The organism is Streptomyces sp. NPDC051913 (genome assembly GCF_044593635.1).
Taxonomy (GTDB): Bacteria; Actinomycetota; Actinomycetes; order Streptomycetales; family Streptomycetaceae; genus Streptomyces.
In genome coordinates, this window is sequence record NZ_JBIUCI010000004.1 from 424,974 (window position 1) to 438,336 (window position 13,363).

At 70.2% G+C, this 13,363-nt stretch carries 8 protein-coding genes; 3 read left to right on the forward strand and 5 right to left on the reverse strand.

The genetic code is table 11. The features are described from left to right. The 3 genes from ACIHIX_RS14500 to ACIHIX_RS14510 form a co-directional block, all read right to left on the reverse strand. On the reverse strand, nucleotides 1-2,901 hold a 2,901-nt coding region (locus ACIHIX_RS14500; protein WP_399954753.1), incomplete at its 3' end, for an NACHT domain-containing protein. A 17-nt stretch (nucleotides 2,902-2,918) separates the two neighbouring features. Then, complete coding sequence (locus tag ACIHIX_RS14505) at nucleotides 2,919-3,302, reverse strand: toll/interleukin-1 receptor domain-containing protein (protein WP_399954756.1); 384 nt, start codon at nucleotides 3,300-3,302, stop codon at nucleotides 2,919-2,921. A gap of 116 nt (nucleotides 3,303-3,418) precedes the next feature. Beyond that, nucleotides 3,419-5,176 (reverse strand): serine hydrolase, encoded by a 1,758-nt coding sequence (locus tag ACIHIX_RS14510; RefSeq protein ID WP_399954759.1) that lies wholly within the window; start codon nucleotides 5,174-5,176, stop codon nucleotides 3,419-3,421. 104 nt (nucleotides 5,177-5,280) lie between these two features. Here ACIHIX_RS14510 and ACIHIX_RS14515 point away from each other — a divergent pair, with 104 nt between their 5' ends. Both ACIHIX_RS14515 and ACIHIX_RS14520 read left to right on the forward strand, forming a co-directional pair. Then, nucleotides 5,281-6,399 (forward strand): NAD(P)H-dependent flavin oxidoreductase, encoded by a 1,119-nt coding sequence (locus ACIHIX_RS14515; RefSeq protein ID WP_399954762.1) that lies wholly within the window; start codon nucleotides 5,281-5,283, stop codon nucleotides 6,397-6,399. A 40-nt stretch (nucleotides 6,400-6,439) separates the two neighbouring features. Continuing rightward, nucleotides 6,440-8,002 (forward strand): acyl-CoA synthetase, encoded by a 1,563-nt coding sequence (locus ACIHIX_RS14520; RefSeq protein WP_399954764.1) that lies wholly within the window; start codon nucleotides 6,440-6,442, stop codon nucleotides 8,000-8,002. Nucleotide 8,003: 1 nt separating this feature from the next. On the opposite strand, the gene ACIHIX_RS14525 is transcribed toward ACIHIX_RS14520, so the two are convergent. After that, nucleotides 8,004-10,397 (reverse strand): penicillin acylase family protein, encoded by a 2,394-nt coding sequence (locus ACIHIX_RS14525; RefSeq protein WP_399954767.1) that lies wholly within the window; start codon nucleotides 10,395-10,397, stop codon nucleotides 8,004-8,006. Between the two features lie 63 nt (nucleotides 10,398-10,460). Here ACIHIX_RS14525 and ACIHIX_RS14530 point away from each other — a divergent pair, with 63 nt between their 5' ends. Next, on the forward strand, nucleotides 10,461-11,954 hold the full coding sequence (locus ACIHIX_RS14530; protein ID WP_399954770.1) for an acyl-CoA synthetase: 1,494 nt from the start codon (nucleotides 10,461-10,463) through the stop codon (nucleotides 11,952-11,954). Here the strand turns inward: ACIHIX_RS14530 and paaK are convergent. Then, nucleotides 11,951-13,249: a phenylacetate--CoA ligase PaaK gene (paaK, locus tag ACIHIX_RS14535; RefSeq protein ID WP_399954773.1), complete on the reverse strand. Its 1,299-nt coding sequence runs from the start codon at nucleotides 13,247-13,249 to the stop codon at nucleotides 11,951-11,953. The two genes, ACIHIX_RS14530 and paaK, sit on opposite strands and share 4 nt — an antisense overlap. Nucleotides 13,250-13,363: the final 114 nt, after the last annotated feature.

Here is a 13,363-nt window from a genome sequence, read left to right on the forward strand (position 1 = left end):
CGTGCCGAGCGCCTGGACGACGTCGTCGTGTGCTGTCCCGTCTTCCTCGGTCAGTACCCCCAACAAGGAGTCCATGGCCAGCGAGCCGTCGAGTTGTGCCAGCAGCAGCGACGCCTCGCGCCGGACGTCTGCGTGCCGGTGTCGGCTCGCCCGGACGACGGGCTCCAGAGTCTGGGGAAACAAGGCAAGGTACTTCTTGCCGATCTCCAGCCGGGCATCCCGGTCGGCCGAGGTGTAGGCGTCCATCATGGCCGGGGCCATCTCGTCGCGCCGTGGCACCTGGATGTGGTCGAAGCACCACAACAGAAACACGACGGCCTGGGGAGGAAGCCGTTTCGAGGCCACGGCATCGGCCAGATCCACGAGTTCGCCGGTCGTCGGCTCCCACGCCGAGGACTTCTTGCCCCACCCAAGGGCCCACGCTGCCGCAATGGCCTCGCAAGGGCCCCTGGACAGGGTGGACGTGAGTTTCGAGGTCAGATCGGGGACCAGGACGAGTCTTCGGGTGTAGGCGATCTCCATGAGGGCCAGCGAGGCTTCGACGACCACCTCGGGCTCGGGCTCATCGAGGAGTGCGACCTGGTTCCGGACCCAGCCGTGCAGAGCCTCCTCGTCGATCGGTGCCGACTGGCCCAGGACCGTCGCGGCGGGGCCGGCGAGGCGGTGGTGCTGGGAGGGATCACGCAACCACTCGGCGACGATCCTCCGGCTGAGAACGGCGGCCCAACTGGAGCCCCCCACCTCTTCGAGAGTGAGGTCGGCAACGGTGTCCGCGGGGCCGGTTCCGTCATGCTCGGTCAGCTCGGCGACGAACCGGGTGAAGATGTCGGCCGCGACCTCCTCGCTGACATTGGGCTCATCGGCGAGGCACGCGCACGCGAGCGCGGCCCGCGCCCGTGCCGTCCTGGCCGCGTCCTCCCCGGGCAGCGGCGTCGCGATGGCCCGCAGAACGCCGTCCACGTCGTCGTCGTTGCAGATCATCACGGTCAGCCGGATGGCCTCCCGCCAGTTCTCCGCGATCGCGGCCTCCATGTGATCCATCGACGTCTCGACGGGGGAGGTCTCCGCGGTGAGCGCGCCGATCTGCTCCGCGAGGGACACCTGCCGATCGCGTCCCGGATATCTCCGCGCGACAAGGGCCAGGCCCGCCAGATACTCCTGAAAGGTCAGATGCCGGAACTCGTAGACAGGGATCAGATCGCCGTCATGGCCGACGTGCCCGGATTCGACGAGGATTCCGGTCTGCCGTTCCAGCCGGCGCAGGAACTCGACCGCGGAACGCCGCTGGACCGGGCGAACGGCGGGGAACTCCCTGCGCATCCGCTCCAGGATCTCGATGACCTTGTCCTGCCGGATCTGCTGGCTTCCGGACGCGCACATGGAATACGCGAGGTACTGCAACTGCGGGAGCGCCTCATGGGGATCCATGCGCTCGTCCACGTCACTGCGCCAGTGCAGCAGCACGTCGACGGCCTCCCGGTAGAGGTCCGCCCGGCGGCTCGGCAGCTTCCCGACCTTCTTCTTCACCAGCGCCATGGTCGTGAGCAGCATGGGGCTGCCGGTCAGGCGCTCGATCCGGTCGGTGCTGTGGATGTCGCTGATGAGTTCCCGGGCCGCGGACTCACGCCGGGCCGGCGGCTCTGTCACCACACACCAACGGCGGGCGAAGTCGTCCTTGTCCTGGGGCGTCAGCTCCTGGACCGTGACGTGCTCGAAGCCCCGGGTGATCCGCAGCCTCATCTCCCGGTATCCGACGATCCTGGAAGTGACGACGACGGGGGCCTCGGGGAAGGCGAGGTGTATTTTCTCGACCTTGCGGCAGAACCGGGCCCGCAGACCGGGTTCCGAGATCTCGTCCAGGCCGTCGATGAGCAGCAGCACCCTGCCCTCCCGCATGCGGCGCAGCAGCAGCGGGGTCAGTTCGGCGGCCTCCTCGCTGGAGAACTCCGCGTCGCACAGGTGATGCTGGATCATTTCCTCCAGCGACCCCGTGATCCTCCTCGTGTCGAGGTCGCGGCAGCGGATGAGAAGGGGGAGCCAGTCGGCGTCGGGCAGGGTGTCGACGTCCGGGAGCTGGCTCCAGTCGGGATCGGCCTTCATACGCAGCAGATACGCCGTCGCGATCCACCGCAGCATGGTGCTCTTCCCGGCGCCCGGGTCGCCCAGGACCACCAGGTGCTTGGACTGGGCGAGCCGCTCCCCGACCGAGAAGCGCGATCCGGTTTCCTGTTCCTCCTCGTCGAGGTCCTCGTCCTGTGCCTCGCCCTGCTCCTTGCGCCGCGCTTCGAGATCCTGGAGCTTCCGGTCGAGGTCGTGCGCGTCCATGCCCGGCGGAATGTCGACCGTGACGCGCAGGGACACGTACAGACTGCGCAGCAGCAGATCCCTGGTGATGAGTTCGCGGTCCCCGATGGGGAAGTTCGCCAGATCGACGATGTCGCAGGTTTCCAGGGCGAGTTCTCGATAACGCTGTTCGAGCTCGTCCAGCCGCTGTTCGGCGCCGGTCGGTTTCCGGGTCGGGTAGTGCTCCGACAGCGCCGCCAGGAGTTCGGTGATCGCTCTGGCGGGATCCTGCCAGTACCGGGCGATCCGGCCGTCGAGCGTCAGAAAGTCGAGATAGGCGTTCTCTTCCATCTGGAGCGCGAAGACGCGCGCCTCCTGATGTCGTCTGGCCGCGTTGACGAGGAAGTTGGCCCAGCCGGTTCCGATCGCCCTGACGGTCCCGCACAGCACCACCGGGCTGCCCTGCGCGATCGCCTGTGACGCCTTCTGCACGAGGGAGTCGCCGACGAACAGGCTGCCGTGATGCACGACTTCGTACCCGGCGTCCTCCAGCGGCTTCGCGACCTCGGCGGCCACCGCCTCGTCGCCGTCGGCGTGTGCGAGCAGGATCTGGACCATCGAGCCCCCCGAAGCGTTCAGCGAATGGCCTTCAAGAGCTGCCCGAATCCCGTGTCCCAGTCCTGAGAGAGATCCGCGTAGCGGAGATCGGCCAGAATCGCCGGGGCGGAGCCACCGAACTTCACCGGCAGGATGCGGACCCCGCAGCCGTCCAACTGGCGGTGGAGGGCCGACATCCATTCCCGGGAGATCCACGGGCTCATGACGCCGGCCGCCGAATAGCAGAGCACCAGATAGGACGTTCCTTCGAGCCCGGTGGTGATGCGGTCCACGATGGAATCCCCGATTCCGATCTCCCACTCGTCGAACCACACCTGGTGCCCGGCGGCGGAGACGCCCTCGGCGAGTCGCTCGGCTTCGGACACATCGACCTTGCGATGACTGATGAAGACGTTCGCCATTGCCATCCCAGGTCGACGGTCGCGTGCGATGAGATCCCGCGAACAGCGTTGATTCCCACGGCTCATGTGATGCCGTCACATGCTACCCGGCGGGTGGTCGTGACGGGCCGCCGCCTTCAGTCGGCGGCCGGAGCCCAGCCGGCGGCGGCGATCCGAGCGGAGTCACCCGGTCGTGACCCGTCGAAGAGGACGACGTCGGCGGTCCCGACGCGCAGACCGTCGACGTACGCTCCGCGTCCCACGTACAGCCGGTCCGTGGTGTAGCGCCAGCGCAGGGTCAGCTGCCGGTGAGCGGGGAGCGCGGCCGTCAGGCGGTGCCATGTCCGGCCCGACCAGCCGGTGACCGTACCCGCGGGGTGGTCCTCGTCGCCGGTGGTGAACGGCACCGGCTGCCACGTCGTACCGCCGTCCGTCGTGGCCTCCAGGGCCAGGACGTCCGCCTGTGGTTCGGTGTCCCACCACAGGGCGCAGCGCAGACGGGAGGCGCCGGTGGAGGTGTCGAGGGCGGGGAGCGTGAGGGTGGCCGTCGTGGCGCTCGCCATGCCGGAGAACCAGGCGGTACGGCCGTGACGGGGGCGGACCGGAACGGCACGGGCCAGGTTGTTGGCGGCGGCGACCCTGGGTGCGGAGCCCGATCGCCAACTACGCACCGGGTGGACCGAGTTGCCAAGGACGACGAGGAAGGAGTCGGTCGTCGGGTCGAGGACCAGTGAGGTGCCGGTGAATCCGGTGTGGCCCGCGGTGCGCGGGGTCGCCATCGCGCCCATGTACCAGTGCTGGTACAGCTCGAAGCCGAGGCCGTGTTCGTCACCGGGGAAGGCGGAGTTGAAGTCGGTGAACATCAGCTCCACGGAGTCGGGCCGCAGGATCCGACTCCGGCCGTACGCGCCGCCGTTCAGCAGGGTCCTGCCGAGCACCGCCAGGTCCCACGCGCAGGAGAAGACCCCCGCGTGGCCCGCGACACCACCCAGGCTGTACGCGTTCTCGTCGTGCACCTCGCCCCACACCAGACCCCGGTCCAGACCCGACCAGGGCTTACGGGCGTCCTCCGTCGCCGCGATCCCCGGCTTCCAGGCGGCGGGCGGGTTGTAGCGGGTGCGGTGCAGACCGAGCGGGGCGGTGATCTCCTCGTGGAGCAGGACGTCCAGGGTGCGACCGGTCAGCTTCTCCAGGACGAGCTGGAGCGAGATCAGATTGAGGTCGGAGTAGAGGTACTTGGTGCCCGGCGGATCGAGCGGCGCCTCGTTCCAGATGAGCCGGAGCTTCTCCTCGTACGTCGGCGCGTTGTACAGCGGGATCCAGGACCGGAAGCCCGAGGTGTGGGTGAGGAGTTGGCGGATCGTCACGTCCTGCTTGCCCGCGGCGCCGAACTCCGGGAGGTAGGAGGCGACGGTCGCCTCCAGCTCAAGGCCGCCCCGCTCGATCTGCTGCACGGCGAGGATCGAGGTGAACAGCTTGGAGACCGACGCCAGGTCGAAGACGGTGTCCTCGTTCATCGGGATCTGCTCGGCGGGCGGGAACTCGACGCCCGTGTCGGTCTTCTCGTCGTACGCCGAGTAGCGCACCGCCGTCCCGATCGGCTGGTGCAGGGCCACCGTGTCGCCCCGTCCGGCGAGGAGGACGGCGCCCGCGTACCAGGGGTGCTTGGGGGAGGGGCCGAGGAACGCCTGGGCATCGGTGACGAGTTGGGCGAGGTGTGCTGGGAGGAGGCCGGCGCGTTCCGGGGAGCCGTGGCGGAGTGTACGGCTCCCGCCGGCCTCGGTCGCCGCGGCGGGGCCGGCGGGGAACGGGGCGATCGCGAGAGCGCCCCCGAGCGCGAGGGCTCTTCGGGTGAGCTGACGGCGGGACAGTCCGGTGTGCGCCTCATCAGTCATCGGGAAACTCTAACCGCGTGCCGAAACTCCGGACCCGGACCTGAATCTGACGGAGCATCAGAAAACCCCTTCCGTCCTCCGGAGGACTGCGGCATCCTGCGCCCATGCAGACGGAGCTGAGCAAGAAACTGGGAGTCGAGCACGCCATCTTCGGCTTCACGCCGTTCCCCGCCGTCGCTGCCGCCATCAGCCGGGCCGGGGGGTTCGGGGTGCTCGGCGCGGTCCGCTACACCGCCCCCGACGACCTCAAACGCGACCTCGACTGGATCGAGGGGAATGTGGACGGCAAGCCGTACGGCCTGGACGTCGTCATGCCCGCCAAGAAGGTCGAAGGCGTCACCGAGGCCGACGTCGAGGCGATGATCCCCGAGGGACACCGGCAGTTCGTCCGGGACACCCTCGCCAAGTACGGGGTGCCCGAGCTGGCCGAGGGCGAGGCTTCGGGGTGGCGCATCACCGGGTGGATGGAGCAGGTCGCCCGCACCCAGCTCGACGTCGCCTTCGACTACCCGATCAAGCTGCTCGCCAACGCCCTCGGCTCACCGCCCGCCGACGTCGTGGCACGCGCCCACGAGAAGGGCGTGCTCGTCGCCGCGCTTGCCGGCAGTGCCCGGCACGCCGTGAAACACCAGGAGGGCGGCATCGACATCGTCGTCGCCCAGGGCTACGAGGCCGGCGGGCACACCGGCGAGATCGCGTCCATGGTGCTGACCCCGGAGGTCGTGGACGCCGTGGACCCGCTGCCGGTGCTGGCCGCGGGCGGCATCGGCAGCGGACAGCAGGTGGCGGCCGCGCTGGCCCTGGGCGCCCAGGGAGTGTGGCTGGGCTCGCTGTGGCTCACCTGCACCGAGGCCGACATGTCCTCGCCCGCGGTCACCCGCAAGCTCCTCGCCGCGGGCTCCTCCGACACCGTCCGCTCCCGTGCCCTGACCGGCAAGCCCGCCCGCCAGTTGCGCACCGAGTGGACCGACGCCTGGGACGACCCGAACGGCCCCGGCACGCTCCCCATGCCGCTCCAGGGACTCCTCGTCGCCGACGCCCTGACCCGCATCCAGAAGTACGAGGTCGAGCCCCTGCTCGGCACCCCCGTGGGACAGATCGTCGGCCGGATGAACCGCGAACGCAGCGTCCAGGACGTCTTCGACGACCTCACCCGCGGCTTCGAGCGAGCCGTCGACCGCGTCAACCGCATCGCCGGAAGGACCGGAGGCAGCGGCCAGTGATGAGCGCAACGAGCCAACCCCCCGTCGGAAGGAGCGGCCAGTGACCAGCACTACGAGTACACCCCCCGCCGGATTCTGGGCCCAGGCCGGCGTCGACCCCGAGCGGACCGTCCTCGTCGCTCCCGACGGCGAGGAGTGGACCGCGGGCCGGCTGCACGCCGCCGCCAACCGTCTCGTCCACGGGCTGCGCGCGGCCGGGCTGCGGCGCGGGGACGCCTTCGCCGTCGTCCTGCCCAACGGCGTCGAGTTCTTCACCGCCCATCTGGCCGCCACCCAGGCCGGGTTCTACCTCGTCCCGATCAACCACCACTTCGTGGGCCCCGAGATCGCCTGGATCGTCGCCGACTCCGGCGCCAAGGTCTTCCTCGCCCACGAGCGCTTCGCCGCCCCCGCCCGCCAGGCCGCCGACGAGGCCGGGCTCCCGGCCACCCACCGGTACTCCGTCGGCGAGGTCGAGGGTTTCCGGCCGTACGCCGAACTCCTCGAAGGACAACCGGAGTCGGTGCCCGCCGACCGTGAGCTCGGCTGGGTCATGAACTACACCTCGGGCACCACGGGCCGCCCCCGCGGCATCCGCCGCCCGCTGCCCGGCAAGCTCCCCGAAGAGGCCTACCTCGGCGGCTTCCTCGGCATCTTCGGCATCAAGCCGTACGACGACAACGTCCACCTCGTCTGCTCGCCGCTCTACCACACGGCCGTGCTCCAGTTCGCGAGCGCGTCCCTGCACATCGGCCACCGCCTGGTCCTGATGGACAAGTGGACACCGGAGGAGATGCTGCGCCTGATCGAGGCCCACCGGTGCACGCACACCCACATGGTCCCGACCCAGTTCCACCGTCTGCTGGCCCTGCCCGAGGACGTCCGCGCCCGGTACGACGTCTCCTCGATGCGGCACGCCATCCATGGCGCCGCCCCCTGCCCGGACCACGTCAAACGGGCGATGCTCGACTGGTGGGGGCCGTGCGTGGAGGAGTACTACGCGGCCAGCGAGGGCGGCGGCGCCTTCGCCACCGCGGAGGACTGGCTGAAGAAACCCGGCACGGTCGGAAAGGCCTGGCCCATCAGCGAGTTGGCGATCTTCGACGACGAGGGCAACCGACTGCCGGCGGGTGAACTCGGCACCGTCTACCTGAAGATGAACACCGGCGGCTTCTCGTACCACAAGGACGAGACCAAGACGCGGAAGAACCGCATCGGCGACTTCTTCACCGTCGGCGACCTCGGCTACCTCGACGAGGACGGCTATCTCTTCCTCCGCGACCGCAAGATCGACATGATCATCTCCGGCGGCGTCAACATCTACCCCGCAGAGACAGAGTCCGCCCTCCTCGCTCATCCCGCCGTCGCCGACGCCGCCGCCTTCGGCATCCCGCACGACGACTGGGGCGAGGAGGTCAAGGCCGTCGTCGAACCGGCCCCGGGTCAGGAACCCGGACCGGAACTGGCCGCCGCCCTCCTCGCCCACTGCGCCGAGCACCTGGCCGGCTACAAGTGCCCGAAGACCGTCGACTTCATCACCGAGATGCCCCGCGACCCCAACGGCAAGCTGTACAAGCGCCGTCTGCGGGACCCGTACTGGGAGGGGCGTACCCGGCCGGTCTGAGTCACGAGCGCACCCGCACCACCCGCAGCGAGGGCGACGACAGGATGTCCTTCTCGCAGAACCGGGACGTCACCCAGCGTTCCTGCGAGAAGAGGCGGGTCTGGTCGCTGTAGTGCGGCGAGTCGGGGTTGGAGGACTGGGAGTACGTCAGGAGGGTGCGGGCCACCGGGCAGCGGCTGCCGTCCCAGCCGACGGCCTGGATGTAGCTGGAGCCGGTAGAGACCTCGGTGTAGCCGCCCTTCGCGGCGTCCCACACGGGCTCGACCTTGTTCCAGACACCGAGGGACTCCGTGCCGCCCGGGACGGGGATGCGCTTGCCGTCGCGGACCACGAACTGATGCTCTCCCAGAGGTGAGTTGAGCGCGATGCCCGCCGCGCGCAGCTCGGTGACCGTGTCCGCGAGCGCGGTGGTGAACGCCGTGGTGCCGGTGTTGAGGGTGTTCGGGGTGCCGACCGGGTCGGACGCGGAGAACGGGACCTGCCACAGCTGGGCCGCGGGGAGGCGGCGCCACAACCGGTCGAAGAGCAGGGCGCCCCGACTGGCCGTGTTCGCCGTGCGGTCCCACGCCGCCAGTACGCCGCACGCCTCGGACACGTCAACGGCCTTGCCGTCAGCGCCGGTTGCCGTGCCGCCGGGCAGCGCGGCACAGGCCTTCGCCGCGTCGGCCGCGATCAGGTCGCCGGCCGGCACCCGGTTGGCGAACTGTTGCCGCTGAAGGTCCCGCACGGTGAGATCGCCGCGCCGCGCCAGCGCCGCCACGTCCTCGATCGCCCCGCGCGTCCGCATCGACCGCTGCGTGCCGGTCGTACCGAAGATCCGCTCGTACCCGGTCAGCGGCTGCTCGGCGTTGGCCAGCCAGGCGCTGTCGTTGGAGTTCTCCGCGTACGGCGCGTCCGTGAGGGTCGGCATCTTCGCCGGGCCGAAGATCCCGGGCTGTACGGCGTCGGCGTCGCTGCCGGGCGCGCAGTCGCCGCGCGAGCCGTCGAGGACCGCCAGACCGGCGGACGGGTAGGTGACCCTGCCGAGCGGGGTGGAGCAGCGCTGGGCCAGCTCGTCGGTGATGCGGGGGAGCACCTGGGACTGCGTGAACAGCGAGTGACCGGCCGCGTCGGCGGCGATCGTGTTCACCCATGGCAGCCCCTGCGTCCGCTGGAGGGACTTCAGCACGTCCGCCGTGCCGCGCGCCTTGCTGAAGCCGAGCGCGGTGTCCGAGGCGCGCAGGTTCGCCGCGTTGGGGTCGTTGAGGGCGTACGCCGTCGTGGTCGTCCAGGGCAGCGGGACGGACGCGCCGAGCGAGGTGACGACCGGGCCGTACCGGGTCCACCACTGGGTGCGGGTCACCGGGACGCCGTCCTTCACCTCGACCGTGACCGTGCGCTTGGTCATCCGCTCGGACGTGCCGTCCACGAGGTAGGCCGTCGGGTCGGCCGGGTCGAGGGTCAGCTGATGGAGGTTGAGGGGTACGCCGGTGGCGACGGTGTGACTCCACGCCACCCGGGCGTTGTGGCCTATGGAGACCGTCGCGGATCCCAGCAACGAGCCCCCGGAGACGTTCAGTTCACCCGGGATCGTCTGCTGCGACTGCCAGAAGCGGCGACCGCCCTGCCAGGGGTAGTGCGGGTTGCCCAGCAGCAGTCCACGGCCGTTCGCGGTCGTGGCGCCGCTGAAGGCGACGGCGTTGGAGCCCATGTCGGCGGAGTCGGCGGCGAGGAGCTCGTGGGCCGCGCGGGCGGTGTCCTGGGCGGAGGGAGTTTCGGGGGCGGCCGTCGTCGTAGGTGGCTGGGCGGCCGTGATGCCGTCCACGCCCCGCCCCTGGCCGCCGAGCACGGCGAGCGCGAAACCGCGGGCAGCCACGTCGAGTTCGGTCACCGGCCGGACCCAGGCGGCACCCTCGCAGGACGGGTCGGTGATCCGGTTCTGCCGCAGCCAGGCGTTGTATCCGGCCGCGAAGCCCCGCATCAGGTCCTTGGCCTGCCGGCTCGGCCCGGCCGGCGCCGGGGTCGCGAGCAGCTTCTCCACCGTGCCGGACTCCCTGACGCCCTTGAAATAGAGGTCGCTGGAGAGGTTCTTGGCAGCCGAGGAGAGCGAGCCGTCCGGAGCGGCGTCCGGCCCGAAGTAACGGGACCGCTCACCCCGCACGGTCACGAAACCGTCGGCGAGCGTGCACACCTGGTCGGCGGCCTGCGCCCAGCCGGTGCCGAAGCCGAGGTCCGCGTAGTTTTTGGCGACGATGTGCGGAATGCCGTACTCGGTATAGCGGATGGTGGCGGACAGACCGCCGTGCGAGGGGTGCTGCTGCCGGTCCCGGCCCTGAGCCGCGGCGGCCGGCAGGGCGGTGGTGGCGGTGAGCAGGGCGACGGCCGCGACGACGGCGCGTCTGAGGCGGGTGCGCATGGTGCCTCCCAACGTCATTGAGGGAAGGAGCGGTTGAGCGTACCAACGGGTAGGTTGTCCTGTATGACGTCTGGACACGGCAGCACGGTTGACGGGGTGCTGCGACGCACCGCCCGGCGCACCCCGGCGCGGGTCGCGGTGGAGTACGGCGACCGCTCCTGGACGTACGAGGAACTCGACGACGCCGTCTCGCGGGCGGCGAGCCTGCTGCTCGGTGAGGGACTCTCGCGCGGCGACCGGGTCGGCGCCTACGGCCACAACTCCGACGCCTACCTCATCGCCTTCCTCGCCTGCGCCCGCGCCGGCCTCGTACACGTCCCGGTCAACCAGAACCTGACCGGCGACGACCTCGCGTACATCGTCGGCCAGTCGGGCAGCACGCTGGTGCTCACGGATCCCGACCTCGCCGACCGACTCCCCGACGGGGTACGGCCGCTGCCCCTGCGCGACGCCGACGACTCCCTGCTCGCGCGCCTTCCCTCGTCCCCCGCGTACGACGGCCCGGAGCCGCGCAGCGAGGACCTCGTCCAACTGCTCTACACCTCGGGGACGACCGCCCTGCCCAAGGGCGCGATGATGACCCACCGCGCCCTGGTGCACGAGTACCTCAGCGCGATCACCGCCCTCGACCTGAGCGCCGGCGACCGCCCCGTGCACGCGCTCCCGCTCTACCACTCGGCCCAGATGCACGTGTTCCTGCTGCCCTACCTCGCGGTCGGCGCGACGAACATCATCCTCGACGCCCCCGACGGCGACCGCCTCCTCGACCTGATCGAGGCGGACCGCGCGGACAGTCTCTTCGCGCCACCCACCGTGTGGATCGCCCTGTCCAACCGCCCCGACTTCACCACCCGCGACCTCGGCGGACTCCGCAAGGCCTACTACGGCGCCTCGATCATGCCGGTGCCGGTCCTGGAGCGCCTGCGCGAACGCCTCCCGAAGCTCGCCTTCTACAACTGCTTCGGCCAGAGCGAGATCGGCCCGCTGGCGACCGTCCTCGCCCCCGACGAACACAAGGGCCGGATGGACTCCTGCGGCCGCCCGGTCCTCTTCGTGGACGCGCGGGTCGTGGACGAGGACGGCAAGGAGGTCCCCGACGGCACCCCCGGTGAGATCGTCTACAGATCACCGCAGTTGTGCGAGGGCTACTGGGACAAGCCCGAGGAGACGGCCGACGCCTTCCGCGACGGCTGGTTCCACTCCGGCGACCTCGCGGTCCGCGACGCGCACGGCTACTTCACCATCGTCGACCGGGTGAAGGACGTCATCAACTCCGGTGGCGTACTGGTCGCCTCACGCCAGGTCGAGGACGCGCTCTACAGCCACGAGGGCGTCGCCGAGGTCGCCGTCATCGGGTTGCCCGACGAGCGCTGGATCGAGGCGGTGACGGCGGTGGTCGTGCCGCGCGGCGAGGTCACGGAGGAGGCGCTGATCGCCCACGCCCGGGAGCGGCTCGCCCACTTCAAGGCGCCGAAGCGGGTGGTGTTCGTGGACGAGCTGCCGCGCAACGCGAGCGGGAAGATCCTGAAGCGGGAGCTGCGCGACAGGCTCGCCTAACGAGCGTCCCGGAGATCGACGATCCGCCGGATCTTGCCCACCGACCGCTCCAGCGACTCGGGTGCGACGACCTCGACGGTGACCGACACGCCGATGCCGTCCTTCACGGCGGCGGCGATGGACCGTACCGCGGCCTCCCGCTCCTCCGCAGTGGCGTCGGGCCGGGCCTCCGCCCGTACGGTGAGGGCGTCGAGCCGACCCTCCCGGGTCAGCCGCAGCTGGAAGTGGGGCGCGACACCCGGGGTGCGCAGCACGATCTCCTCGATCTGCGTGGGGAAGAGATTGACGCCCCGCAGGATCACCATGTCGTCACTGCGCCCGGTGACCTTCTCCATACGCCGGAAGACGCGAGCGGTACCCGGCAGCAGGCGGGTGAGGTCCCGGGTGCGGTAGCGGATGACGGGCATGGCCTCTTTGGTGAGCGAGGTGAACACCAGCTCCCCCTTCTCACCCTCGGGCAGCACCTCACCGGTGACCGGGTCGACGATCTCGGGGTAGAAGTGGTCCTCCCACACATGCAGCCCGTCCTTGGTCTCCACGCACTCCTGCGCCACGCCCGGGCCGATCACCTCCGACAGCCCGTAGATGTCGACCGCGTCGATCGCGAACCGCTCCTCGATCTCCCGGCGCATCTGCTCGGTCCACGGCTCGGCACCGAAGACGCCGACCTCCAGGGAGGTGCCGCGCGGGTCCACGCCCTGCCGCTCGAACTCGTCGAGGATCGTCAGCATGTACGACGGCGTCACCATGATCACGCGTGGTTCGAGGTCCTGGATCAGCTGGACCTGGCGGGCGGTCATGCCGCCGGACGCGGGGACGACCGTACAGCCGAGCCGTTCGGCACCGTAGTGCGCGCCGAGTCCGCCGGTGAACAGCCCGTATCCGTACGCCACATGGACCGTGTCGCCGGGCCGCGCGCCCGCGGCCCGGAGGGAGCGGGCCACCATGTCCGACCACAGGGAGAGGTCACCGTCGGTGTAGCCGACGACGGTCGGACGGCCGGTCGTCCCGCTGGAGGCGTGAACGCGCCGAACGCGATCCCGGGGCACGGCGAACATCCCGTACGGGTAGTTCTCGCGCAGGTCGCCCTTCGTGGTGAAGGGAAACCGGGCGAGGTCGGCGAGCGACCGGCAGTCATCCGGGTGGACGCCCGCCTTGTCGAAGGACTCCCGGTAGAACGGCACATGCTCATACGCCAGCCGCAGCGACACCCGCAGCCGCTCCAGCTGAAGCGCCCGCAGCGCCGCCCCGTCCAGCCGTTCCCCCGAGTCCAGCAGCTCCACCGCATCCGCCATCGGGACGCCTCCCTCACCAACCACACCAATCCGGGCGACCGATCATTCGGTCGATCTCTCCGGGATCAGTAATCCAGTCCGGGGCTGATCAAGCAAGAGGGGGTGAGACTTTTC